Below are 23,060 nucleotides of genomic sequence, written 5' to 3' on the forward strand. Positions count from 1 at the left end.
CATGACGATCGTCGCCCCCGGTCGGGGCTCGCGCGCACAGGCCCCGCGCGGAAAGGGTGCTCGCGAATCGGGCATCTCCCGCACCGGCGCCATGCTGATCATGGCCGTGTTCACGGTCTACTTCCTGCTGCCGCTGTGGTGGCTGCTCGTCGCGTCGAGCAAGGAGACCGGCGACATCCTGACCACCGCCCCGCTGTGGTTCGCCGACTTCCACCTGCTCGACAACATCGCCGAGCTGTTCGCCTACCGCGACGGCGTCTACCTGCGCTGGCTGCTGAACTCGGTGCTCTACGCCGCGCTCGGCGGTGCCATCGCGACCCTGCTCGCCGCCATGGCCGGCTACGCCCTCGCGAAGTACCGGTTCCCGGGCCGCGACCTGATGTTCGACATCGTGCTCGGCGGAGTGCTGGTTCCGGCCACGGCCCTCGCGCTGCCGCTGTTCCTCATCTTCAGCCAGGCGCAGCTGACCAACACGTTCTGGTCGGTGTTCCTGCCGTCGATCGTGAGTCCGTTCGGCGTCTACCTGGCGCGGATCTTCGCGGCCTCCTCCGTTCCCGACGAACTGCTCGAGGCGAGTCGGCTCGACGGCGCGGGGGAGATCCGCACGTTCTTCACGGTCAGCATCCGACTGATGACGCCCGCGCTGGTGACGATGTTCCTCTTCCAGTTCGTCGCCATCTGGAACAACTTCTTCCTGCCGATGATCATGCTGCGATCCGAAGACCTCTTCCCGGTCGTCTTCGGTCTCTACAACTGGAACAACCAGCTGAACCAGCTGCCGGAACTCCGTGGTCTCGTGCTGATCGGCGCTCTGCTGTCGGTCATCCCGCTGATCGTCACCTTCCTCCTGCTCCAGCGCTTCTGGCGCAACGGACTGGGCGCCGGCGCCCTGAAGTGAGCAGGCGGCCGCCCGGACCGACCGGGCGGCCCGCACCACCGCACCATCCCTACCGCACCACCCCCATCGCATCCACGAAAGGATCGAAATGCAGCATTCGAAGATGAAGGCAGCCGCTGTCATCGCCATCTCGGCACTCGCGCTCGCCGGTTGCTCGGCGTCCGGCGGAGACAGCTCCGGCACCGGCGGCGAAGCCGCCGCGTGCACCCCGGCGGACGGCGACGTCACGCTCGAGTTCACCTCCTGGATCCCCGGCATCGAAGACGTCGTCGAGATCTGGAACGAGGCCAACCCCGAGATCCAGGTCGACGTGCAGACCGGCCCGAACGGCAACGGCGGCACGTACCAGAACTTCTTCAACCAGATCAAGGCCGGCGATGCGCCCGACCTCGGTCAGATCGAGTACGACGCGCTGCCGAACTTCCTCGTGCAGGACGGCCTCGAAGACCTCAGCGGCTGTGAGGACGTCGTCGCCGCGGAGGACCAGTTCGTCGACTGGGCCTGGGGACAGGTCACCCTCGGCACCGAGGGCGTCTACGGCGTTCCGCAGGACACCGGCCCCATGGCGCTGTTCTACCGCGCCGACCTGTTCGAGCAGAACGGCATCGCGATCCCCACCACGTGGGACGAGTACCGCGAGGCGGCCGTGAAGATCCGTGACCTCGGCGGATACATCACCAACTTCTCGCAGTCGGACATCAACCAGTTCGCCGGCTTCGCCTGGCAGGACGGCGCTCAGTGGTTCTCGAGCGACGACGAGGGCTGGACGGTGTCGCTGGCCGACGACGCGACCACCACGGTCGCCGACTTCTGGCAGAGCATGCTCGACGACGACCTCGTCGCCACGGTTCCCGCCTGGACCGACGAGTGGAACAACGCCTACAACTCCGGTCAGGTCTGGACCTGGAACTCCGCCGTCTGGGGCGCCAACTCGATCTCCAGCGGAGCCCCCGACACCGCCGGCTCCTGGGCTGTCGCACCGCTGCCGCAGTGGGAGGCCGGCGGCACCGCGGCCGGCAACTGGGGCGGGTCGTCGACCGCTGTCCTCAAGGGCAGCGAGCACGTCTACGAGGCGACGAAGTTCGCGCTGTGGCTCAACACGTCGGATGAGGCGCTGACCGCGCTCGCCGAGGCCGCCAACCTCTACCCGGCCACGACAGCCGGTCTCGAGCTGCCGGTCTACGCCGAGGGCGTCGAGTTCTACGGCGGACAGAAGATCTACGACGTCTTCGCCGACGCCGCCACCCAGGTCTCGCCCGACTTCGCGTGGGGCCCGACCATGACCCAGACCTACTCGGACGTGTCCGACGGCTTCAAGGCCGCGGTCTCGGGCAACGGCACTCTGCTCGACGCGATCGAGAAGGGCCAGACGGCGACCATCGACGCGCTCAAGGCCGCATCGATCCCCGTCACGGAGTAACACCTCTCGGAGGCCCGCCCGTATGCTCACGGGCGGGCCTCCCCCTTTTCGTCTGGAGCGGCAATGAGCGAACTCGTCCACCTGACCTCGGCCGGCGTCAGCGTCGTCATCGACACGACGAGTGCGCGACTGCTGCACTGGGGCGCGGCGCTCGACACCGCCGACCTCGACGCACTCGCGGTGTCGTCGACCGGGGCTGTGACGTTCAGCTCGTTCGACGCCTCGCGCACCGTCCCGCTGCTGGCCGTCGAAGCCGACGGATGGTCCGGCGCCCCGGCGCTCGCCTGGCACCGCGGCGGGCTGCACAGCGCTCCGCTGCTGCGCTCGACCGGGTGGAAGGCGACGGAGTCATCGCTGCGCGGGGAGTTCGCGGATCCCGCGGCCGGCGCATCCGTCGTCCTCGATCTCGAGCTGGATGCCGTCGGCGTGCTCACCGCCCAGGTGTCGGTGACGAGCACGGCGGATGCTGCCGAGCCGCTCGACCTGCTCGCCGCGCGCATCCTGCTGCCGATCCCCGCGCATGCGACAGAGGTGCTCGATCACACCGGACGCTGGACGGGCGAGCGGCGACCACAGCGAGGCGCCCTGCGCCACGGAGCGCACCTGCGTCAGGTGCGCCGCGGTCGCGGTGGCCACGACGCCCCGTACCTGACCGCGATCGGCACCGACGGGTTCGGCTTCCGCCGAGGGGAACTGTGGACCGCGCACGTCGCGTGGAGCGGGGACCTCGAAGTCGGCGTCGAGCGTCTTCCCGAGGGTGCCGGCGTTCACGGGGCGGTGCTCGGCGGGGGAGAACTGCTGCTGCCCGGCGAGATCCGGCTCGGCGCGGGGGAGACCTACGTCTCGCCGCAGGTGTTCCTCGCCTACGGCGAGAGCGGGCTCGACTCCGTGTCGGCCCGCCTGCATCAGACCGTCCGCGCGTTCTCCGCACACCCCACGACGCCGCGCCCCCTCGTGCTCAACACCTGGGAGGCCGTGTACTTCGACCACGACCCCGCGAAGATCATAGAGCTGGCCGAGGCTGCGGCATCCGTCGGCGTCGAGCGGTTCGTGCTCGACGACGGATGGTTCCGCGGACGGCCCGACGACCGATCAGGACTCGGCGACTGGTTCATCGACGACGCCAAGTGGCCGGAGGGGCTGCGGCCGCTCGCCGATCAGGTGCACGGTCTCGGGATGCAGTTCGGTCTCTGGTTCGAGCCCGAGATGGTGAACCCGGTCTCCGACCTCGCCGCGCAGCATCCGGACTGGGTGCTGCAGGCCGCGCCCGACGCGCCTACCTGGCGGCATCAGAAGGTGCTCGACCTGGCGAACCCGGATGCTGCGGCCCACCTGCTGGAGCGCATCGACGCCCTGGTCTCCGAGATCGGCATCGACTTCATCAAGTGGGACCACAACCGCGACCTGCACGCCGCGGTGTCGCCGCACACCGGCCGCGCGTCCGTGCATGCTCAGACGGCCGCCTTCTACGCCCTGGTCGACGCGCTGCGCGAGCGGCATCCCTCTCTCGAGATCGAGTCGTGCGCGAGCGGCGGAGCCCGCGTCGACCTCGGGGTGCTCCAGCGCACCCAGCGCGTCTGGGGCTCGGACTCGAACGATCCGATCGAACGGCAGCAGATCCAGCGCTGGACAGGCACTCTCGTGCCCCCGGAGGTCGTGGGGTCTCACGTCGGTCCGCCGGTCGCCGAGACGACGCATCGCGCGGCATCCTTGCCGTTCCGCATGGCCACCGCGCTGTTCGGGCACGCCGGCATCGAGTGGGACATCACGCGGTGCACGGATGACGAGCGGGAAGCGCTGACCCGCTGGACGGCGCTCTATCGCGAGCTGCGGCCGCTGCTGCACTCCGGGGTCACCGTGCGCAGCGACGAGGTCGACGACGAGACGCTGCTGCACGGCGTCGTCGCGGTCGACGGCTCGCGCGGTGTGTTCGCGTGGGTGCGGCAGGGTGCGTCGGTCGACGCGTTCACGCCGCGCACCCGCATCCCCGGACTGCAGCCCGGCGGGCGCTACCGGCTGCGGGTGCGGGACGAGCTGGGCACCGCGACGCGGCACCAGGTCTCGGATCCCGCCTGGCTGGATGCCGGGATCGGGGCGACCGGCGCGTTTTTCGAGACGGTCGGGGTGCCCCTGCCCCTGCTCGCGCCGGGGGCGGCGCTGCTGCTCGAGGTCGTTCGGGTCTGACTCGGGGTCGTGCTAAACTGACTCTTTGTCTGCGCACACTCCTGTGCGTAGTTCGCGTGCTTCCCCTTCTTCGGCCGAGAGATCGGCGATGCGGGGTGGCGCGCAGACAAGGGATCTTGGGTGAGACCGTCCGGTCTCACGGTATAGAAGGAGTCACATCATGGCAGCAGTGTGCCAGGTGACAGGAGCTGTTCCCGGCTTCGGTCACAACGTCTCGCACTCGCACCGCCGGACGAAGCGTCGCTTCGACCCGAACGTGCAGAAGAAGACCTATTTCGTCGCTTCGCTCGGTCGTAAGATCACGCTCAACGTGTCCGCCAAGGGCATCAAGGTGATCGACGTCCGCGGCATCGAGAACGTGGTCAAGGACCTCCAGGCGAAGGGTGTGAAGCTCTAATGGCCAAGAAGGCTCAGGACGTACGTCCGATCATCAAGCTGCGCTCCACGGCAGGTACGGGCTACACGTACGTGACCAAGAAGAACCGCCGCAACACCCCCGACCGCCTCGTGCTCAAGAAGTACGACCCGGTCATCCGTCAGCACGTCGAATTCCGAGAGGAGCGTTGATCAATGGCTAAGAAGAGCAAGATCGCTCGCAACGAGCAGCGCAAGGTCATCGTCGAGCGTTACGCAGAGCGTCGCGCCGAGCTGAAGAAGACCCTGGTCGACCCGAACGCCACCGACGAGGCCCGCGAGGCCGCACGCGTCGGCCTGCAGAAGCTGCCGCGCAACGCGTCGCCGGCTCGCGTGCGTTCGCGCGACGTCATCGACGGCCGCCCCCGCGGTGTCCTCACGAAGTTCGGCGTCTCGCGCGTCCGCTTCCGTGACATGGCACACCGTGGCGAGCTGCCCGGTGTCACCAAGTCCAGCTGGTAAGTCTCAGCAGACAAGCCGAAAGGGGCGAGGATCTTCGGATCCTCGCCCCTTTCGCTATGCCCGGGCCTGCGGCGCTCGCTGCGAAGGGGATCTCTCGCTGAGAAGGGGATGCTGCGCCATTCGCTCCTTCGTTGCATGAGATCTCCTTCGCGGCAGTCGCTCTGCACCGAGGGGCCGAGTTCACGGTTCTCTACAGGGCCCGGGTGCGCGGCCTCCTCGGAAGCCGAAAACGGGGGAGTATCGCCTGATGGATGCGGTCACCGAGCTCGAACGTCAGGGTGGGGTCGCGCGCGTCGAGCGACTTCGGTCACTCGGGGTGAGCGCTCACACACTGCGCCGTGCGAAGGAGCTCGGTGCGGTGAGATCGATCCGTCGAGGATGGATTGCGCTGCCCGACGCCGACCCGATCGTCGTGGGCGCCGCGACTCGCGGGGTCGTCATCACCTGCGTCACCGCAGCCGAGCGCATGGGGTTGTGGGTGCCGAACGCATCGTCCGTCCACGTGGCTGCCCGTCCGAATGCCGCCCGCGTGCGGGTGCCGTCGCAGGTCGTCGTCCACTGGTCGCGCCCGGTGGTTCAGCGCGACCCCGACTCCACCGTCGACGGGCTCGTCAACACCCTCGCCGTGGTGGCGCGCTGCCAGCGGAGAGAGACCGCCCTGGTGATCTGGGAGTCGGCTCTGAACAAGGGGCTCGTCGACGAGCGTGTGCTGTCGCGATTCGAGCTGCCGCCCGCCGCCCGGGAGCTGCTCGAATCCGCCAGGCCGTTCTCGGACTCGGGTCTCGATACGATCTTCGTGTCGAGGCTGCGGTGGTTGGGTCTTGCGATGGTGCAGCAGGCGTGGCTGCACGGACACCGTGTCGACCTCCTGATCGGCGAGCGCCTAGTGATTCAGATCGACGGAGCGACACACGTCGGAGCACAGCGGACGGCTGACATCGAGCATGACGCACAGCTCATGCTCCGTGGCTATCACGTGCTGCGGTTCGGATACGAGCAGATCATGGCTCGCTGGCCAGAAGTGCAGGCGATCATCATGGATGCTGTCGCTCAGGGCAGGCATCTCGGCTGATGTCCTCGCTTGCAGAGAAGGAGATCTCACCCAGCGAAGGACCGAATGCCTCATCCAGTCCTTCGCTGCGCGAGATCTCCTTCGCACATCGAGGCGCTCTCCGTATCGCAGATGCCCTCCGAGGCGCCGCAGCGCCCCGCATCAGGCGACGGATGCTGTCGCGTGCTCCACCGCCCAGCTGAGCGCGTAGTCGGCGATCTCCTCCCAGCCGTCCTGGCTGACGAGACGGTGGGTGCGGCCCGCATACTCCTTGTACTCGACGATGGCGGTGCTGCCGGACGAGTGGTACTTCTTCACGATCGCGCGTCCGATGGCCGGGGGCACGACGTGGTCGATCTCGCCGGTGATGACGAGCAGCGGGGCGCGGTCGGCGCGTGCGTAGTCGACGTGGGTGACTCCGCCCTTCTCGTTGAGCACCGAGGTCACGCCCTCGAAGAAGACCTTGTTGTAGGAGTTCACGGCGTACTCCTCCCAGAGGGCGTCGGATGCTGCGCGGGGGAGGTCGTTGCCGAACGTGAAGTGGAAGTGGCGCTTCGACAGCGGCTTGGCTCCGTTGATGCCGAAGGGGTTGGAGAGGATCGGCGTTCCGGTCCACAGGGTCGAGAGGGGCAGTGCGGTGACGCCGGCGGTCTGTCCCGGGGCCACGCCCACGTAGACGGCGCCGAGGCCGCGGTCGGCGAGCATCTGGGTGAGCACGCCGCCGAACGAGTGGCCCATGATGATCGGCTTGACCGGAAGCGCACGGATGATGCGCTCGTAGTTGTCGGCGATCTGCTTCAGGCCGATCCCCTTGAGGGCCGACGGGTCGCGGCGGATGTCCTCGACGGAGCGGTCATCGATCCCGGGCCATCCCGGGATGATCACCTCGTGGCCCTGCGCGCGGAACCGCTCGGCCCACGTGTCCCAGCTCTTCGGCGTCATCCAGAGTCCGTGGATCAGGACGATCGGGGTCTTGTCAGTGCTGTTCATCGTTTCTTCTCCTGCGTCTGCCCCGCCCGGTGCGAGTGTGTTACGCTGATAGTAGACCGAACGTTCTATCTAGCACAACCTATTCCCGAAAACCCGAATCGGATGACACGATGAGAGGGATCATCATGAAGACCACGACTTCCAGCTCCGCTCCGACGACGGCTCCTAAGCGGCCCAGCGCAGCCCGCACCCGGCTGATCGACACCGCCACCAGGCTCTTCTACGAAGAGGGGATCCATGCGGTCGGCGTCGACCGCATCATCGATGAGGCCGCGGTCACCAGGGCGACGCTCTACAACCAGTTCGGCGGCAAGGAGAACCTCGTCCTCGCGTACCTGCGCAACGAAGACGAGATGCTCCGCGCGATGTTCGCCGACGCGGGCGAGGCGGTGACGGATCCTGCGCAGCTGGTCGACGCCGTGATCGACGGCATCGCCGCCGACATCCGCCTCCGGCACACGCGTGGCTGCCCGTTCATCAACGCGGCAGCGGAGTATCCGGATGCCGACGGTGCCGTCCGTCTGCTGATCGACGAGCACCGGGAGTGGTTCCGCTCGACGCTCCAGGCCGTCGCCGAGCAGGCCGGCCTCGAGAGCCCCGTCGATGTCGCGGCGTCCCTCGTGCTGCTGCGCGACGCCGCGCTCGTCGGCGGGTACCTCGACGGAGACGAGCGGGTCACGCCGGCGTTCGAGCGCACCGCACGCTCGGTGGTCGCCGCCCACCGCCCGCTCTGACGCGGCGACGGGGCGGCGGATGGCGGCGGGTCGATGGCGGCCAGCTGGCGGCTGACTGGCGGCTCGGTGGCGTGGTGGCGGATCGGGGCCGCTGGAGAGCATGGAGGACATGAACACGACACGAATCACAGAACTGCGCCAGGCGCAGGGGTGGACTCAGGAACGACTGGCGACCGAGAGCGGCGTGGGACTCAGGACCGTGCAGCGCCTGGAAGCCGGACAGGATGCGAGCCTGGAGACGCTGTCTCTGGTCGCGGATGCGCTGCAGGTGCCGGTGCGGGACCTCTTCGCCACGATCGACGATGAGGCACTCAGCAGCCGGGTCGATTCGCTGCAGCAGCGCACGGATGACCAGCAGGCCGCGCGTGATCGCATCGCCCACGCCTGGACCTGGCTCTATGTCGGCATCGGCATCGTGTGCACGCTGCTGAGCTTCACGTTCTCGTATGGACTCGTGCTGTTCCTGTCCTACTGGGTGGGCGGGTACGTGATCCTCACTGCGCTGCGTCGGATCGTCCTCGAGCCACGGCTGGACGCCCGGTATCCGTTGTCGAAGGAGACCCGCACCCGTCGTGCGAAGCGCCGCGCCGCGATGGCCTCCGCCGCGGCCGACGACGCATCCCCGACCGCCACGACGACGGCCGAACCGACCTGAGACGCGTCGTCGCCCGGGCTGATCTGCGCGCGCCGAGCGAAGGAGATCTCTCTCACGCAAGGATCGAACGGTGATTCCGCCCCTTCGCGGCAAGAGATCTCCTTCCCACGATGAGGCCGACGGGCGCGCTGAAATCGATGCCCCACGAGTCACATTCGTCACTTCTGCCCCACGACACGCCGCCGAAAAGCCCAAAACCCGCGAAATGACGCGGAAATGTGGGTGGTGGTTGGTACATTCAAGGCGGTCACTCGACCAACGGAGGGCAGCAGCCCTCTGAACCACAACGATGCGACGGGAACCTCGTCGCTGGAGGATGACATGGCTGACAAGTCCATCACCAAGACCGAGCTCGTCGCGAGCATCGCTTCTGCCACCGGCCAGAGCCAGGCCACCGTCTCGGGTGTCCTCGACGCGCTGTTCTCCTCGGTCTCCGACGCTGTTGCCAAGGGCAGCAAGGTCTCGATCCCGGGCTGGATCTCGTTCGAGCAGGTCGCGACCGCAGCTCGCACGGGCCGCAACCCGCAGACCGGCGCCGAGATCAAGATCCCGGCCGGCCACCGCGTCAAGGTGACCGCTGGTTCCAAGCTCAAGGCTGCCGTCAAGTAAGACCGCACCTCTTCGAAGGCCGCTCCCGATCCGTCGGGGGCGGCCTTCGTGCGTCCTCCCCGGATCCGCGGCTTAGGCTGGAGGGGTGAGTGCCCGCGCCGTGCAGACCCCGACCCGCTCCGCGTATCGCGCGGCCGGAATCGGCATCCTGCTCGCGACCGGACTGATCGGCGTGATCTTCGCCCTCGTGATCGGCGGAGGCGCGGCTCCGCTGCTTCTGCAGGATCCGGGTCCCTTCGTGCGCTGGGCCACCCCCATCGTCAAGCTCGTGATGAACATCGCGGCCGCGGCGATGCTGGGCTCGCTCGTGCTGGCGCTGTTCGCCCTGCGCAGCGAGGAGAAGTCATTCGACACGGCGCTCAACACGGCCTCGGCCGGCGCTGCCGTCTTCACGGTCACCGCCGGCATCAGCGGATTCTTCACCTTCATGGCGGCCTTCAACCCGCAGCTGAGCGCCGAGCGCGAGTTCGGTGAGCAGCTCGGACGATTCCTGCTGCAACTGCCGCTCGGTCAGTCATGGCTGATCACCACCATCATGGGTTCGGTGATCACCGTGCTCGCGTTCGCGTGGCGCACGTGGACGCCGACGCTCATCACGGCGATCCTCGCCGCGGCATCCTTCCTCCCGCTGGCGACGCAGGGTCACTCCGGGGAGCTCGCCGGTCACAACATCGCGGTGAACTCGATCCTGCTGCACACGATCGGCGCGGCCGTGTGGCTCGGCGGCCTGCTGCTCGTCGTGATCCTGCGCGACCGCTCGGGCGTGGGCGCGGCGCAGCTGGTGAGCCGCTATTCGAGTCTCGCGATCGCCGCGTTCGCCGTCGTCGCGATCTCGGGTCTCGCCCGCTCCGTCGTCTCGTTCGGCGACATCTCGCAGCTCTGGACGCCGTACGGCACCATCCTGCTCGCGAAGGTCGTGCTCCTCGTCGGTATGGGAATGCTGGGCGCCTGGTATCGCACCCGCCTGATCCCTCGGCTCGAGGACGACGGAGCCGCGCGCTGGTTCTGGATGCTGGTGCTGTGCGAGGTCGCTCTGATGGGTCTGGCCTCGGGAGCTGCCGCCGCGCTCGCGCGCACGCCCCCGCCCACCGGCGAGGAGGCGGCGTTCGTGCAGACCCCCGCCGAGAACCTCACCCGCTCCCCGCTGCCGCCGGAGTTCACGATCGACCGCTGGTTCACGGCGTGGGACATCGACGTGCTCTGGCTGGTGGCCGCCGGGTTCGGCCTCTTCCTCTACCTCGCCGGCGTGCGCCGACTGCGGCTCCGTGGTGACCGCTGGCCGATCCACCGCACCGTGTTCTGGGTGCTGGGAATGCTGATGCTGCTCTGGGTCACGGGCGGCCCGATCAACGCGTATCAGGAGTATCTCTTCAGCGTGCACATGCTGGGGCACATGATGCTGTCGATGGCGATCCCGCTGCTGCTGGTCTCGGGGGCGCCGGTCACGCTGGCCCTTCGAGCGATCCACAAGCGCGACGACGGCACCCGCGGTGGTCGCGAATGGATCATGTGGGCCGTGCACTCGCCGTTCTCGAAGGTCGTCACCCACCCGTTCGTGGCGGCGGGCATCTTCATCCTGTCGCTGTGGGCGTTCTACTTCACCGACCTGGTGCGCTGGTCGATGTTCGAGCACCTCGGCCACGAGTGGATGGTCGCGCATTTCCTCATCTCCGGCTACCTGTTCGTGCTGAGCCTGGTCGGCGCCGACCCGGTGCCCTACCGTCTGCCCTACCCGGGGCGCCTCATCACCCTGATCGCCATCATGGCCATGCACGCCTTCTTCGGCGTCGCGATCATGATGCAGGAGGGGCTGATGGTCGCCGACTGGTTCGGGTCGATGGGGCGCACCTGGGGCCCGACGCCCATCGAGGATCAGTACATCGGCGGCGGCATCGCGTGGTCGATCGGAGAGATCCCGACTCTGATCCTCGCGATCACCGTGGCGATCCAGTGGAGCCGCAGCGACACCAAGCTGCAGAAGCGCCGCGACCGTCATGCAGACCGCACGGGCGAGGCGGAGCTCGAGGAGTACAACCAGAAACTCGCGGCTCTCGCCGAGCGCGACCTGCGTCAGGCGGAGCGCGACGCGCGGTGACCGTGCTCCCGGCGGGCGTCAGCCCGTGGACTCCTCGTCGGGGGATCCGACCCGGATCGACACCTTGCCGTCGGGGAGGATCGTGATCGATCCGTTCACCTGGAACGGGACGTCTTCCGACCGCTCCTGAACCGAGCCGTCGAAGAGCGAGCGGATCTCGACGTCGACGTGCGCGACGGCATCCGTCGGGGGGATCTTCCAGTGTCCGCCGTCGGGCACGACGCTCACCTGTGGTTGTGCGGCGATCGACCACTTCGGCAGCGAGGCGAGGCGGTTGGAGACCTCGAGGCCGAACGGGCAGGCGGTCGGCTGCAGCACCTCCTGCGTCGTGCAGGCGGTGAGGAACTCTTCGACCCGCTGCTGCACCACCGCGACGAAGTCCGAGGTGGGCTCGGTCTGCACGTCGACGGGCGTGGTGGCGAGCGGGGTGTCGGCGAGGACACCGATGCCCTCGGACTCCGCGATCGCAGTGTCGACGGTGACCGAGTACAGCCCCGGCGTGAAGACCAGCAGTGGAAGGGGATCGAGGGGTGCGGCCTCCGCCCCGGCGGGTGAGACCTGGCGGCGATCCATCTCGAAGCCGTTGACGGCGAACTGATCGGCACCGCGCACCGTGAGCTCGACCACGGCCAGCGGGCTCGTCGTGAAGCGCCAGTTGGGGGTGACCCCCGCCCAGCCGTCCTGCTCGACGGTGAAGGTGGTGGTGCCGGCGTGCCCGCTCGCCTCGTACGACACGGTCACCTCGGTCTTGCCGGACTCGTCGGCCTGTTCCGACTGCACCTCCACGTCGGTGAGCGGCGCGAGTGCCGAGTGACGCAGCAGCGCCTCCGACGCCGTGGCTCCGATGCCGGCGATCTCGAGGGTCTCCCGATCGATCGCGACGCCGGGCACGCGCAGAGCGTCAGCCGCTCGTCCTTCCGAGAGCAGGTCGAGGTAGCGCACGACGAACGCCGACGGCCCGTAGAACTGCCGGTACAGGGTGGCCCCACCTGCACCGAGAGCGGCGACGAGCACGAGGCCGACGACCGCGAGGAGCGCGAGATCGGCAGCGAGGCGCGAGCGCCGGGGCGCCTTCGTCTCGACCTGCTGCATGGCGTCAGTCTAGAAGCGTGGCCTGGGACGACGCCGTGCGTGAGTCGGGGTGCGTCGGCCGCGATCGCTGTGTTCCTCGGATGCCGGGCGGCGCCGCCACGTAGCATGGGGAGGCACGGTCTCGCCGTGCATTCCCGCCTCCGTCCGTGTGAGAGAACCGTGTCGCTTCCCGCCCTGTCCGAAGAGCAGCAAGAGCTGTTCCGGTTGATCGAGGACACCAGCGAGCACGTCTTCATCACCGGTCGAGCGGGCACCGGCAAGTCGACGCTGCTGCAGTACTTCTCGTGGAACACGAAGAAGCAGATCGCCATCTGCGCGCCGACCGGCGTCGCCGCGCTCAACGTCGAGGGTCAGACGATCCACTCCCTGTTCCGGCTGCCGATCGGACTGATCGGCGACTCGGACATCGATCAGAACGACAACACGCGACGGATCCTCAATGCGATCGAGACGCTCGTGATCGACGAGATCTCGATGGTCAACGCCGACCTGATGGATGCGATTGACCGTTCGCTCCGTCAGGCGCGGGGCAAGCGGGGCATCCCGTTCGGCGGAGTGCAGATCGTGATGTTCGGCGATCCGTATCAGCTGGCTCCCGTGCCGCCGCGCGGCGACGAGCTGCGCTACGTCAAGGACCACTACCGCTCGTTCTGGTTCTTCGACGCCAAGGTCTGGGCGGGTCCGGCCGGCGGTGAGGGTGACGATGACGACGGGGGACTGTTCGCCGTCGACACCCGGGCCGAGCTGCACGTGCGCGAGCTCGTGCAGATCCACCGGCAGTCGGATGACGGTTTCAAGGCGATGCTGAACGCGGTGCGGTACGGGCGGGTCACCGCGGAGATCGCGGGAGTGCTGAACACGCAGGGCGCGCGCACACCGCCGGACCCGGAGCCGGGAGAGGTGCCGATGATCACCCTCGCCACCCGCAACGACATCGTGAACACCATCAACAGCCGCCACCTCGCAGCGCTGCCCGGCAAGGAGCAGACGGCGCGTGCCGAGGTCAGCGGCGAGTTCGGCAAGGGCGAGGCGTCGCTGCCGGCCGAGTCGGAGCTCAAGCTCAAGATCGGCGCGCAGGTGATGTTCCTCCGCAACGACACCTCGATGTCGGGCGAGCCGCCGCGGTGGGTGAACGGCACGATCGGCACGGTCGTGCGGATCCTCGGAGAGACCGTGCGCGTCGAGATCGACGGCGAAGAGGTCGACGTCGAGCCCGCGGTCTGGGAGCGGTTCCGATACTCCTACGAGCCGAGCACCAAGAAGCTGAGCCGTGACGTCGTGGCGGAGTTCACCCAGTTCCCGCTGCGCCTCGCGTGGGCCGTCACGATCCACAAGTCGCAGGGCAAGACCTACGACCGCGCGATCATCGACCTCGGCTCAGGCGCCTTCGCTCCAGGGCAGACCTATGTGGCGCTGTCTCGGCTCACGTCCCTCGACGGGCTCTACCTGTCGAGGGCGCTGCGCCCGAGCGACATCCGCGTCGACGAGGATGTGCGCCGCTTCATGCGCGACGCGTGGCTCGCGGCATCCACTCCCGAGGTCGGGAAGGGCTGAGCCCGTTCGTCGTCAGGCGGCGACGCGTGCGCGGTCGAGGTCTTCGAAGAGCTCGGTGTTGAACCGGTAGGCGAGCAGGACCTCGTCGATCACGCGCTCGCGCTCGGCGTCGTCCCAGGGGGCGGAGTCGAGCTGCTCGCGGTAGACGTCCTTGAACGCCGACGGGTCGGCGATGTCGTCGAACAGATAGAAGCCGATGCCGTTGGTCTCGAAGCCGAAGCGGCGTGCCATGACGCGTCCGATGAAGATGCCGCCCGACAGATCGCCGAGGTAGCGCGTGTAGTGATGCGCGACGAAGCCACCGGCCCAGGTCGCCCCGACCTGGCGGATGCGCTCGACGTAGCGCTGCGTGGTCGGCAGCGCGACGATCACATCGCGCCAGTGCGCCCCGAGGAGGAACTCGAGGTCGGCCTCGAGCGCGGGCAGGCGGGTCAGCTTGTCGCTGAGGAAGACGGATGCCACGGGGTCCTGGCGCATGCGCTCGCCCGCGCCCTCGAGGGCTTCGTAGATGAAGTAGTGCTGCGCGACGAGCGCGATGTAGTCCTCGCGCGATCCTTCGCCCTTGAGCAGGTCGGACATGAAGCCGGCACCCTCGCTGCGCGAGTGCGAACCGGAGGAGCGCTCACGGAGGGCTGCGGAGAAGGAGAGGATCTCGGACATGTGCCCAGTGTAAGGGTCGCCTAACCTGAAAGGAAACCCCTCGGTGAGCCGAGCGTCATGCGTGCGGACGCGGCTCGACCCCGAGCTTCTCGCAGGCGAGATCATAGAGCGCGACGACCTCGCGGCGCACGGCGGGGCGCTCCGTGATCGGACCGGAAGGCCAGGGGATGCGCAGCTCTGAGGCCTCGCCGGAGCGGGTGACCTTCCAGACTCCGCCGTCGCCGTCGAGGTCCGTCATCACGGCGTCGGTGATCTCGTCCGACTGAGACCCTCCGGCCGGCGCGAAGGCGCGCGTGATGAGCAGATTGTCATCGGTGTGGTCGCCGTTCATGTGGCGGAGGATCGCGGAGACGACGTCGGCATCGAACGTGTGGGGCATGGTGATCACCCTAAACGGCGTTCGGTGATGCCTTTCTTTCAGGATGAGCGTTCTAGACTCGGGAGACACGTCTTCCGGGGGTCCCCTTTCATGCAGCTTCTCTCGTCGCGCACGTTCCGCGCAGCAGTGGCCGGCGCAGCCGCGCTCGGGCTCTTCCTCACCGGCTGCACGGCCGAACCGGAGTTCAGCTACCAGCCTCCGTCCCAGGTCGACGGCCCTCTGCCTGACGACACGGTCGCCGCCATGGAGGCGGCCATCACCAACGCGCTCGCCGCATCGGGTGCCTCGGGCGCCGTCGTGGGCGTGTGGGCTCCGTGGAGCGGCAGCTGGGTCGCCGGTCTCGGCACCCAGACCCCCGGCGGCGACGAAGAGATCAGCACCGACATGTCCTTCCGGATCGCGGACATGACGCGTCTCATGACGTGCGACGTGCTCTACGGTCTGGCCGATGACGGCGTGGTCGATCTCGACGACCCCGTGCCCGACCACGTCTCGGGCGTCGCTGACATGAAGGACATCACGCTGCTCGACCTGTGCAACAGCACGAGCGGCGTCGGCTCGTCCGAGGCGACCGCGCAGGCCGCATGGCTCACCACCCCCGAGCGCGTGTGGGCACCCCTCGAGCTTGCGGCGTACGGCCTCGGCGCCCCACGCACCACTCCGAAGACGACCTACACGAACTCGGATGCCGGCTACCTGCTGCTCGGACTCGCACTCGAGCGGGCGTCCGGCCGCACGGCGTCCGAGCTGATCGCCGAGTACGTGACCCAGCCGCTCGGTCTCTCGGCGACGTCGCTGCCTTCGCCGGCCCCGGCCCCGCCCTCTGACGGACCGGTCATGAACGGGCACTACCTGACGCCCGTCGAAGGCGGGTACGACTGTGCTGCCCCGGTCGACATCACCACGCTCTCGTCGAGCACCGGCTACACCGACTCCGGCGTCGTGTCGACGATCGAGGATCTCGGTCGGTACGCCCAGGCCGAAGCCGCGCAGAAGCTGCGCACGAAGGACGAGCCGAACCGCTTCGGAGCTCCCCTGCCGCAGGGCCCCCAGGCTCCCTCCTGGCTCCAGGCCACGGGCGGCGCTCTGCTCGTCGGCTCGATGGTCGGACAGGCGGGCTGGACTCCCGGGTATCAGACGTCGGCGTTCTCCGACCCCGAGACGGGCTTCACGGTCGCGGTGTCGCTGAACAACTCGACGACCGGCGCGACGACCGCGATGTACCTGGCGTGGGAGCTCGCGGCGATCGCCTCCAAGGTGCCTGCAGCCGCGGGTGAGACCGCTCCCGAGTTCGGGCTTCCGTTCACGGCCGAGCAGTATCACCAGGCCATCACGGACTCGGCGGTCGCCTGCGTCGCACCGCCGGCCGCCTAGGGCCCGGCGCACGACCGCCGCGGCATACCGACGAAGGGAACGCCGATGGCGATCATCGACAACGCGATCTACGTCGACGGGGTCCGCACCGAGAATCCGCGGAGCCTCAGTGAGACGTTCGAGGTGCTGCGCGAGCGCGGCGGCATGAGCTGGATAGGTCTGTACCGGCCGAGCGAAGCCGAGATCCGCGAGGTCGCCGACGAGTTCGGCATCCACGCTCTCGTCGTCGAGGATGCGCTCTCGGGTCACCAGCGGTCGAAGCTCGAGCGGTACGGAGACGTGCTGTTCATGGTGCTGCGATCCGCCCGGTATCTGGATGCCGCGGAGGAGGTCGAGTTCGGAGAGATCCATGTGCTCGTGGGGCCCGACTTCGTGGTGACGATCCGCCACGCGGAGTCTCCCGACCTGGCGAGGGTGCGACGCCGACTCGAAGACGACCCCGGTCTGCTGAAGCTCGGTCCGGAGGCGGTGCTCTATGCGATCCTCGACGAGGTCGTCGACGAGTACGCACCCGTGCTGTCGGGACTCGAGAACGACATCGACGAGATCGAGAGCCAGCTCTTCGAGGACGAGGTCGACGCGACGCAGCGCATCTACGAACTCGGTCGTGAGGTGATCGACTTCCAGCGCGCGGTGCAGCCTCTCGCGGGCATGCTCGACTCGCTGCTGCGAGGTTCGACGAAGTACGAGGTCGACGAGGAGCTGCAGCGGTACCTGCGCGACGTGCTCGACCACACTCTGCGCGTGTCGGAGCGCGCGAACACCTTCCGCACGGTGCTCGACAACGCGCTGACCGTCGAGTCCACGATCGTGGCGCGGCGGCAGAACGAGGAGATGCGGCGGATGACCGAGCTGAGCATCCGCCAGAACGACGAGGTCAAGAAGATCTCGGGCTGGGCGGCGATCCTGTTCGCCCCGACGCTCGTCGGCACGGTGTACGGCATGAACTTCGACCATATGCCCGAGCTGCATTGGACGCTCGGATACCCCATGGCGGTCGCTCTGATGCTGGCGATGGGCGTCGGGCTCTACTGGGCGTTCAAGCGCAAGGGCTGGCTGTAGGCCCCCACACGGGTGCGGAAGGGAATGCGGGTGGGACTGGGGAGCAGCCCCACCCGCGAGTGCCGCGTCCGTAGGGGAACGCGAGCTCTCGGACACGAAGTCGACTCAGGTCCCCAGGGCCGGCTTCTCGTCCCACTATCAAGACGCTGACGACGCCCGTTCCTGACGCCGCAACCAATATTCCGGTCGGATCCGTGCCCGGACGTCACTTGCCGCCCGGGGTGACGACGACCGCGTAGTCGGCTCCAGGACCGGTGACGCCCGACTCCGCATCGACGTATCGCAGGGTGAGCAGGTGGAATCCGAGGTGGATGTCGGGGATGTAGTCGTCGGAGGTCACCTCGTCGATGGCGATGAGGTGGGGCACCACGACGCCGTCGACGGCGACCTGCACCCAGCCGCCCGGGATGCCCTCGAGAGTGACGAGCGCGTCGTCCTGCTCGCCGTCGGCGTCAGCATCCCCCCGCTCGAGGTGGGGGCGGGGCTGATCGCCAGAGATGACCGGCACGGGGAATGCGAGGGGTCCGACCGGCTCGCTGAGGTCCACGTCGCCGGAGGGTGAGGTGTGCTGGGCCGTGAGCGTCATGCCCTGCCTCAGTTCGCCTCCCGCGACGGAGAGCGTGAACTCACCGTCGCCGTCGACCGTCGCCTGGGCGAGGACGGAGCCGAGCTCGTCGATGACGGCGACCGTGCTGCCGGGGATGCCGGTGCCGCTCACCGAGACAGCGAGGGGACTGCTGGTGTCCCACCCGTCCGGACCGATCGCGAACACGGGCGGGGTCTCGACCGGCGGGACCTCGACCGGCGGGGTCGCTACGGGGGGTCTGGTCGCCGGAGGGCCCGCCGCCGGCGGTGCGGCCACCGGGGCGCTCGGCGGCTCCGGAACGGCGCGCACAGGTGTGTCCTGCCGAGTCGTCTCGACGACCGGCTGCACTGGCGGCTCCACCGGAGCAGGAATGAGCGGTGCGACAGGTGGGGGCGTCGGTGACGTGTCGTCGTCCGTCGCGGGTGTGGCACCGGGAGTCGGGGCGATTGGTCGGGCGGCGGGCCCGGACGCCTCACCACGGTCGCCGTCTGCCGCGGGTTGCGACCAGGGGCCGACCATCGCCACGGCGACCGTCGCCGCAAGGGCGACCGCGCTTCCCGCGGCGATCCCGATGGTGAGCACGCGGCGGGTCCGCAGGGCGGCGGACGGTCCGATGACGGATGCGCTCGCTGCCGCGCCGGGCTCGAGAGCGGCGTAGGCGGCGGCGCCGGCACTGCCGAGTGCGAGGGGCAGCAGCACGGCTCGCAGCTTCGACGAGGCCGTGTCGATGTCTCGCGCGATGATCGTGCAGCCGGCGCACCCTTCGAGATGGGATTCGAGGCGGGGGCGCTCGTGCCGACTCACCGGGCGGCGAGAGCGGCGCACGAGCCGCCCGCACGCCCAGCGACACTCCTCGGGACGGGAAGGGTCGGCGATGAGCGCATCCAGCCAGGCATGGCGGAATCCGTCGCGAGCGCGGAGAGCCAGCGCCGACACGGCATTCGGAGTCAGTCCCATCAGCGGAGCGATCTCGCGCGGCTTCATGCCCTCGACCTCGAGGTACCAGAGCAGGGTGCGGTGGTTCTCGGGCAGATTCTTGAACGCCGCCGCGAGCATCGTCTTGTCCGACAGCTGCTCGATCGCGTCGGGGGCCTCATCGGGGATCTCCTCGATGAACTCGATCGGGATGTCCTTCTGCTTGCCGCCCCACGTCGCGGCGGCGTTGCGGATGGCGGCGTAGAGATACGCCCGGAAGCCATCGGTCGGTCCGCCGCCGTTCTGCATCGCGCTGAACGTCTTCGTGAAGGCCTCGCTGACGAGGTCGTCAGGGTCGATGGAACGCGTCACTGCCCGGGCCGCGCGGAGCCCCGCCTCGGAATGGCGCTGCCACAGCACGGCGAACGCTCGGGCGTCTCCGCTGCGCGTCGCGTCGGCGAGCTCGGCATCCGACCGCGTGTCGGTGCTCGGATCTGTGGTGATGCTCATGGCGTCCCCCCGATCGTGGTGACGGGGTCCGGGTCACCGACTCCGAGACCGCGGAGGCGGTCTCGGAGTCAGCATACGCTCAGAGCTTGCTTTCGAGGGGTGAGTCGTGATATATCGGAACGCTGAAGTATCGCGGGGGCAATCCCGCGCGCGTTATCGCCGCCGCTCCGGCTACTGCTCGGGCTCGTCGTCGACCTCGACCCCGGGTCCGGGTCCCGGCCGCACGGCGGCATCGGGGAGGATGTCGATGCGGGTGTTCCCGTCGTGCTCCGAGACCTCGATGCGCGGGGCGGCATCGGCCTCGGTGGCATCAGGGGCCGCGGTCAGCTGGTCGTGGCGCTTCTCCTCGCTCGTCATGGCGTCATCGGCGTCGGGGGTGAGATCAGGCGTGCTCATCGTTCTCCTTCGTGGTGGTGGATGACGGGGCTCCGTCGTGGTCGCGACGGTCGGAGCGGTTGCGGCCCCAGCGGGCGAGCAGGTACAGCACGGCGCCGACCGCCAGCAGGATCGCGCCGAACAGCCAGACGACCCCTCGCTGCTGGGTGAGCAGCAGGATGCACGAGGCGATGCCCAGCACCGGGATGACCGTCCAGATGCGGAAGTGATCGTGCTCGACGCGGTCACGTCGCAGCACCAGCACCGAGACGTTGACGCTGAGGAAGACGAAGAGCAGCAGCAGCACGACGGTCTCGGCGAGCGTCGCCAGATCGCCGACGAGCGTGAGTCCCATCGCGACGAGGGTCGTGGTGAGGATCGCCACCCACGGGGTCTTTCGATTCGGCAGCACGCGGCCGAGCACGGCGGGCAGCAGGTTCTGCTCGGCCATCCCGTAGGTCAGGCGGCTCACCATGATCATCGTGAGCAGTGCACCGTTCGCCACCGCGATCAGGGCGATCAGGCTGAACAGCCAGGAGGGGATGCTGGCACCCGCGGCCTCGACGACCGACAGCAGCGGTCCGCTCGACTCCTGCAACTCGGACGCCGGCAGTGCGATGGAACTCGCGACCCCCACGAGCACGTACACCGCACCGGCGGTGAAGAGCGCGCCGAAGAGGGCTCGCGGATAGGTGCGCCGCGGATTCTTGACCTCTTCGATCATGTTCGCCGAGGTCTCGAAGCCGACGAAGGAGTAGTAGGCGATCACCGCTCCCGACAGGACCGCCAGGGCGACGGGCGTCCCCTCGGGCGTCTGAGTCAGCCGCGAGGCGTCGCCGCCGCCGCCGACCACGAACATCCCGACCGCGACGATCACGATCACGAGACCGCTCAGCTCGATCGCCGTCATCACCAGATTCGCGCCGAGCGACTCACGGATGCCGCGGGCGTTGAGTGCTCCGACGATCGCGAGGAAGACGATCGCGACGGGAATGGTCGGCAGGTCGAAGAACGTGCCGAGGTAGTCGCCGGCGAACGCGATCGCCAGGCCCGCGGCGCTCGTCACGCCGGCCGCGAGCATGCTGAACCCGACCAGGAACGACACGACGGGGCTGTGGAAGGCGCGCTCCGCGAAGACGGATGCCCCGCCGGCGCGCGGGTACTTGGTGACCAGCTCGGCGTACGACCCCGCGGTCAGCAGCGCGAGCAGGAGAGCGAGAAGCAGCGGTGCCCACAGCATCCCGCCGACCTTCTCGGACAGCACACCCATCAGGGCGTAGATGCCGGCGCCGAGCACGTCGCCCAGGATGAAGGCGAACAGCAGGGGGCCGGTGATGGCGCGACGCAGGCGAGTGGGCTCCTCCGGCGTCGTGGCGGTGTCGGAAGTCATCCCGGAACAGTACGGACAAGCGTGCCGATGTGGCGACGGGGTTGACATGCCGTCGCATCGCATTCAGGTATTTCACAGGCGCCAGCGCGGCGTACGCCCGGACTCCGACTGCCGTCGCTAGATTCGGGGGCGTTATCGGAGGGTGCGTCGGCTGGAGTGCGCAGGCGGACGGGGGTCGCCTTCCCTCACCTCTCAGAAACGAGCACTTCTCATGTCCGGTACTCCCCGAAAGGCGCTCGCCGAAGCGATCGCCACGTTCCTCTTCGTCCTCACGATCATCGCGGCGATCAACAGCGAGAGCCCGCTGACTCCGCTCGCGATCGGCTTCACGCTCGCCGTGCTCGTCTTCTCGACCGGCCACATCTCGGGCGCTCACCTCAACCCGGCGGTCTCCGTCGGCGTCTTCATCCGTGGCGGCCTCAGCGTCGTCGACTTCATCGCCTACCTCGTGGCGCAGTTCGTCGGTGGCGCGCTCGCCGCGCTGGTCAGCTTCGCCGTGTGGCCCGCCGGTGGCGAGGCTCTGGTCGTCGAGGTGGGACCCGCCTTCTTCGTCGAGGCGCTGTTCACGCTGATCCTCGTCTGGGTCGTGCTCAACACCGCGACCTCGAAGGACACCGAGGGCAACTCGTTCTACGGCCTCGCGATCGGGGCGACGGTGTTCGTCGGCGCAGCGACCGTCGGTTCGATCTCGGGCGGCGGCTTCAACCCGGCGGTGGCCCTCGGCCTCTCGGTCGGCGGGTACTTCGACTGGGCCTCACTGTGGCTCTACATCGTCGCCCCCGTGGTCGGCGCGGTCATCGCGGCTCTGCTCTTCCGCGTGCTCAACGCGGACGATGCCAAGAAGATCGGCGCGTAACCACTCTTCATCGAACGCCGCGTCCTCTCCGGAGGGCGCGGCGTTCGTGCGTGTGGGGGTGTTCCGGAATCATCCGTCCGGGGGATGCCGCCGTGAGGTGGCCCGTCATAGCGTGGATGCATGCTGATCGTCGAGGAACTCCACATGCTGCTTCTCCGGCCTGATGGCCGCGTCGAGAGCGCGGTGAGCGTGAACCGCCTGTACGGCGAGGTCGCGGCCGTGATCGTCGACCTCGCCCTGCACGGACGCATCGCGGTGTCGGACGAGAAGAACCCGGTCATCGAGATCGTGTCGACCGACCCGACGGGCAACCCGATCCTCGATACGACACTGCAGCGCCTCGTGCCGTTGCGCGGCAAGCGGCTGCAGTCGCTCGTGGTGCGCCCCAAGCTCGATCCGCTCGAGATCGTGGTCGAGTCGCTCATCGTGCAGGGCGTGCTCGTCAAAGGGGAGGGCGGATTCTTCGGCTGGGGGTCGGCACGCACTCCCGAATCCGATTCGACGCCCGAGCAGGCGCTGAGGGCGCGGCTCGCCGCGGTGCTCGCCGGAACGGGTGCTCCGACGCAGGCCGACCTGGCGCTGCTTGCGATCCTGCAGAACCTCAACGCGGCGCACGCGATCCTGCGCGAGGAGTGCGGCGGGCTGTCCTCGCGCGACCTCAAGAAGCGGATCGAGCAGCTCACGGCAGGATCGCGGGCAGGGGATGCCGTCGCCAAGGCGGTCAACGATGCGATCACGGCCGCGATGGTGGCGATCATGACGCCGACGATCGTGGCGGCGACCATCACCTGACAC

General features: G+C 68.4%; 23 protein-coding genes. 16 read left to right on the forward strand and 7 right to left on the reverse strand.

Going from position 1 to position 23,060, the window contains the following annotated elements; translation table 11 throughout:
* Nucleotide 1: 1 nt before the first annotated feature.
* From AB0P11_RS13475 to AB0P11_RS13505, 7 genes are all read left to right on the forward strand, one after another.
* Nucleotides 2–898: a carbohydrate ABC transporter permease gene (locus tag AB0P11_RS13475; protein ID WP_053099297.1), complete on the forward strand. Its 897-nt coding sequence runs from the start codon at nt 2–4 to the stop codon at nt 896–898.
* Nucleotides 899–986: 88 nt separating this feature from the next.
* Nucleotides 987–2,318: an extracellular solute-binding protein gene (locus AB0P11_RS13480; RefSeq protein WP_056275394.1), complete on the forward strand. Its 1,332-nt coding sequence runs from the start codon at nt 987–989 to the stop codon at nt 2,316–2,318.
* Nucleotides 2,319–2,381: 63 nt separating this feature from the next.
* Entirely contained in the window at nt 2,382–4,502 is a 2,121-nt protein-coding gene (locus AB0P11_RS13485; protein WP_363522446.1) for an alpha-galactosidase, read from the forward strand.
* Nucleotides 4,503–4,662: 160 nt separating this feature from the next.
* Complete coding sequence (rpmB, locus tag AB0P11_RS13490) at nt 4,663–4,899, forward strand: 50S ribosomal protein L28 (protein ID WP_042540533.1); 237 nt, start codon at nt 4,663–4,665, stop codon at nt 4,897–4,899.
* Nucleotides 4,899–5,069 carry a 50S ribosomal protein L33 gene (rpmG, locus tag AB0P11_RS13495; RefSeq protein WP_017203558.1) on the forward strand — a complete coding sequence of 57 codons (171 nt, stop codon included), beginning with the start codon at nt 4,899–4,901 and terminating at the stop codon, nt 5,067–5,069. Before rpmB ends, rpmG begins: the two co-directional genes overlap by 1 nt.
* A 3-nt stretch (nt 5,070–5,072) precedes the next feature.
* Nucleotides 5,073–5,378 carry a 30S ribosomal protein S14 gene (rpsN, locus tag AB0P11_RS13500; protein ID WP_042540535.1) on the forward strand — a complete coding sequence of 102 codons (306 nt, stop codon included), beginning with the start codon at nt 5,073–5,075 and terminating at the stop codon, nt 5,376–5,378.
* 247 nt (nt 5,379–5,625) lie between these two features.
* Entirely contained in the window at nt 5,626–6,450 is an 825-nt protein-coding gene (locus tag AB0P11_RS13505) for a DUF559 domain-containing protein (protein WP_363522448.1), read from the forward strand.
* Between the two features lie 141 nt (nt 6,451–6,591).
* Here the strand turns inward: AB0P11_RS13505 and AB0P11_RS13510 are convergent, their stop codons facing one another.
* On the reverse strand, nt 6,592–7,419 hold the full coding sequence (locus AB0P11_RS13510) for an alpha/beta fold hydrolase (RefSeq protein WP_363522450.1): 828 nt from the start codon (nt 7,417–7,419) through the stop codon (nt 6,592–6,594).
* Between the two features lie 125 nt (nt 7,420–7,544).
* On the opposite strand from AB0P11_RS13510, the gene AB0P11_RS13515 reads away from it, so the two are divergent.
* The 4 genes from AB0P11_RS13515 (at nt 7,545) to AB0P11_RS13530 (ending at nt 11,512) form a co-directional block, all read left to right on the forward strand.
* Nucleotides 7,545–8,153 carry a TetR/AcrR family transcriptional regulator gene (locus AB0P11_RS13515; RefSeq protein WP_187249222.1) on the forward strand — a complete coding sequence of 203 codons (609 nt, stop codon included), beginning with the start codon at nt 7,545–7,547 and terminating at the stop codon, nt 8,151–8,153.
* Between the two features lie 109 nt (nt 8,154–8,262).
* The gene (locus AB0P11_RS13520; RefSeq protein WP_363522453.1) at nt 8,263–8,808 is read left to right on the forward strand and encodes a helix-turn-helix transcriptional regulator; all 546 of its coding nucleotides are present in this window, start codon (nt 8,263–8,265) and stop codon (nt 8,806–8,808) included.
* 321 nt (nt 8,809–9,129) lie between these two features.
* Nucleotides 9,130–9,417, forward strand: coding sequence for an HU family DNA-binding protein (locus AB0P11_RS13525; RefSeq protein ID WP_042541574.1), 288 nt, complete (start codon nt 9,130–9,132; stop codon nt 9,415–9,417).
* An 85-nt stretch (nt 9,418–9,502) separates the two neighbouring features.
* Complete coding sequence (locus tag AB0P11_RS13530; protein WP_363522455.1) at nt 9,503–11,512, forward strand: cytochrome c oxidase assembly protein; 2,010 nt, start codon at nt 9,503–9,505, stop codon at nt 11,510–11,512.
* An 18-nt stretch (nt 11,513–11,530) separates the two neighbouring features.
* Here the strand turns inward: AB0P11_RS13530 and AB0P11_RS13535 are convergent, their stop codons facing one another.
* Complete coding sequence (locus AB0P11_RS13535) at nt 11,531–12,604, reverse strand: hypothetical protein (RefSeq protein WP_363522457.1); 1,074 nt, start codon at nt 12,602–12,604, stop codon at nt 11,531–11,533.
* A 159-nt stretch (nt 12,605–12,763) separates the two neighbouring features.
* On the opposite strand from AB0P11_RS13535, the gene AB0P11_RS13540 reads away from it, so the two are divergent.
* A complete protein-coding gene (locus AB0P11_RS13540; RefSeq protein WP_053098120.1) occupies nt 12,764–14,158 on the forward strand; it encodes an AAA family ATPase in 1,395 nt (464 codons plus the stop codon).
* A 12-nt stretch (nt 14,159–14,170) separates the two neighbouring features.
* Here AB0P11_RS13540 and AB0P11_RS13545 read toward each other — a convergent pair whose 3' ends face one another.
* Nucleotides 14,171–14,818, reverse strand: a complete 648-nt coding sequence (locus AB0P11_RS13545; protein WP_053098119.1) for a biliverdin-producing heme oxygenase — start codon at nt 14,816–14,818, stop codon at nt 14,171–14,173.
* A 55-nt stretch (nt 14,819–14,873) separates the two neighbouring features.
* Entirely contained in the window at nt 14,874–15,197 is a 324-nt protein-coding gene (locus AB0P11_RS13550; protein WP_056277548.1) for a DUF2470 domain-containing protein, read from the reverse strand.
* Nucleotides 15,198–15,287: 90 nt separating this feature from the next.
* Here AB0P11_RS13550 and AB0P11_RS13555 point away from each other — a divergent pair, with 90 nt between their 5' ends.
* Together AB0P11_RS13555 and AB0P11_RS13560 are read left to right on the forward strand one after the other, a co-directional pair.
* Nucleotides 15,288–16,571: a serine hydrolase domain-containing protein gene (locus tag AB0P11_RS13555; RefSeq protein WP_072592090.1), complete on the forward strand. Its 1,284-nt coding sequence runs from the start codon at nt 15,288–15,290 to the stop codon at nt 16,569–16,571.
* Nucleotides 16,572–16,616: 45 nt separating this feature from the next.
* Nucleotides 16,617–17,633: a magnesium and cobalt transport protein CorA gene (locus AB0P11_RS13560; protein ID WP_285363491.1), complete on the forward strand. Its 1,017-nt coding sequence runs from the start codon at nt 16,617–16,619 to the stop codon at nt 17,631–17,633.
* 205 nt (nt 17,634–17,838) lie between these two features.
* On the opposite strand, the gene AB0P11_RS13565 is transcribed toward AB0P11_RS13560, so the two are convergent.
* The 3 genes from AB0P11_RS13565 to AB0P11_RS13575 form a co-directional block, all read right to left on the reverse strand.
* Nucleotides 17,839–19,644 carry a sigma-70 family RNA polymerase sigma factor gene (locus AB0P11_RS13565; RefSeq protein WP_363522460.1) on the reverse strand — a complete coding sequence of 602 codons (1,806 nt, stop codon included), beginning with the start codon at nt 19,642–19,644 and terminating at the stop codon, nt 17,839–17,841.
* 171 nt (nt 19,645–19,815) lie between these two features.
* Nucleotides 19,816–20,040 (reverse strand): hypothetical protein, encoded by a 225-nt coding sequence (locus AB0P11_RS13570; RefSeq protein ID WP_053098107.1) that lies wholly within the window; start codon nt 20,038–20,040, stop codon nt 19,816–19,818.
* Entirely contained in the window at nt 20,027–21,409 is a 1,383-nt protein-coding gene (locus AB0P11_RS13575) for an APC family permease (RefSeq protein ID WP_363522462.1), read from the reverse strand. The genes AB0P11_RS13570 and AB0P11_RS13575 overlap by 14 nt, the downstream gene beginning before the upstream one ends.
* A gap of 211 nt (nt 21,410–21,620) precedes the next feature.
* Here AB0P11_RS13575 and AB0P11_RS13580 point away from each other — a divergent pair, with 211 nt between their 5' ends.
* Together AB0P11_RS13580 and AB0P11_RS13585 are read left to right on the forward strand one after the other, a co-directional pair.
* On the forward strand, nt 21,621–22,265 hold the full coding sequence (locus AB0P11_RS13580) for an aquaporin (protein WP_053098105.1): 645 nt from the start codon (nt 21,621–21,623) through the stop codon (nt 22,263–22,265).
* A gap of 120 nt (nt 22,266–22,385) precedes the next feature.
* On the forward strand, nt 22,386–23,057 hold the full coding sequence (locus AB0P11_RS13585) for a GPP34 family phosphoprotein (protein ID WP_363522465.1): 672 nt from the start codon (nt 22,386–22,388) through the stop codon (nt 23,055–23,057).
* The last annotated feature ends 3 nt before the right edge of the window (nt 23,058–23,060 follow it).

It is taken from the genome of Microbacterium sp. NPDC079176, from assembly GCF_040686675.1.
Lineage (GTDB): Bacteria > Actinomycetota > Actinomycetes > Actinomycetales > Microbacteriaceae > Microbacterium.

Bases quoted from the DNA above. Each gene is read 5' to 3' on its own strand.
- AB0P11_RS13475 (WP_053099297.1), top strand. From the start codon at position 2: ATGACGATCGTCGCCCCCGGTCGGGGCTCGCGCGCACAGGCCCCGCGC.
- AB0P11_RS13480 (WP_056275394.1), top strand. From the start codon at position 987: ATGCAGCATTCGAAGATGAAGGCAGCCGCTGTCATCGCCATCTCGGCA.
- AB0P11_RS13485 (WP_363522446.1), top strand. From the start codon at position 2,382: ATGAGCGAACTCGTCCACCTGACCTCGGCCGGCGTCAGCGTCGTCATC.
- rpmB (WP_042540533.1), top strand. From the start codon at position 4,663: ATGGCAGCAGTGTGCCAGGTGACAGGAGCTGTTCCCGGCTTCGGTCAC.
- rpmG (WP_017203558.1), top strand. From the start codon at position 4,899: ATGGCCAAGAAGGCTCAGGACGTACGTCCGATCATCAAGCTGCGCTCC.
- rpsN (WP_042540535.1), top strand. From the start codon at position 5,073: ATGGCTAAGAAGAGCAAGATCGCTCGCAACGAGCAGCGCAAGGTCATC.
- AB0P11_RS13505 (WP_363522448.1), top strand. From the start codon at position 5,626: ATGGATGCGGTCACCGAGCTCGAACGTCAGGGTGGGGTCGCGCGCGTC.
- AB0P11_RS13510 (WP_363522450.1), bottom strand. From the start codon at position 7,419: ATGAACAGCACTGACAAGACCCCGATCGTCCTGATCCACGGACTCTGG.
- AB0P11_RS13515 (WP_187249222.1), top strand. From the start codon at position 7,545: ATGAAGACCACGACTTCCAGCTCCGCTCCGACGACGGCTCCTAAGCGG.
- AB0P11_RS13520 (WP_363522453.1), top strand. From the start codon at position 8,263: ATGAACACGACACGAATCACAGAACTGCGCCAGGCGCAGGGGTGGACT.
- AB0P11_RS13525 (WP_042541574.1), top strand. From the start codon at position 9,130: ATGGCTGACAAGTCCATCACCAAGACCGAGCTCGTCGCGAGCATCGCT.
- AB0P11_RS13535 (WP_363522457.1), bottom strand. From the start codon at position 12,604: ATGCAGCAGGTCGAGACGAAGGCGCCCCGGCGCTCGCGCCTCGCTGCC.
- AB0P11_RS13545 (WP_053098119.1), bottom strand. From the start codon at position 14,818: ATGTCCGAGATCCTCTCCTTCTCCGCAGCCCTCCGTGAGCGCTCCTCC.
- AB0P11_RS13550 (WP_056277548.1), bottom strand. From the start codon at position 15,197: ATGCCCCACACGTTCGATGCCGACGTCGTCTCCGCGATCCTCCGCCAC.
- AB0P11_RS13555 (WP_072592090.1), top strand. From the start codon at position 15,288: ATGCAGCTTCTCTCGTCGCGCACGTTCCGCGCAGCAGTGGCCGGCGCA.
- AB0P11_RS13560 (WP_285363491.1), top strand. From the start codon at position 16,617: ATGGCGATCATCGACAACGCGATCTACGTCGACGGGGTCCGCACCGAG.
- AB0P11_RS13565 (WP_363522460.1), bottom strand. From the start codon at position 19,644: ATGAGCATCACCACAGATCCGAGCACCGACACGCGGTCGGATGCCGAG.
- AB0P11_RS13570 (WP_053098107.1), bottom strand. From the start codon at position 20,040: ATGAGCACGCCTGATCTCACCCCCGACGCCGATGACGCCATGACGAGC.
- AB0P11_RS13575 (WP_363522462.1), bottom strand. From the start codon at position 21,409: ATGACTTCCGACACCGCCACGACGCCGGAGGAGCCCACTCGCCTGCGT.
- AB0P11_RS13580 (WP_053098105.1), top strand. From the start codon at position 21,621: ATGTCCGGTACTCCCCGAAAGGCGCTCGCCGAAGCGATCGCCACGTTC.
- AB0P11_RS13585 (WP_363522465.1), top strand. From the start codon at position 22,386: ATGCTGATCGTCGAGGAACTCCACATGCTGCTTCTCCGGCCTGATGGC.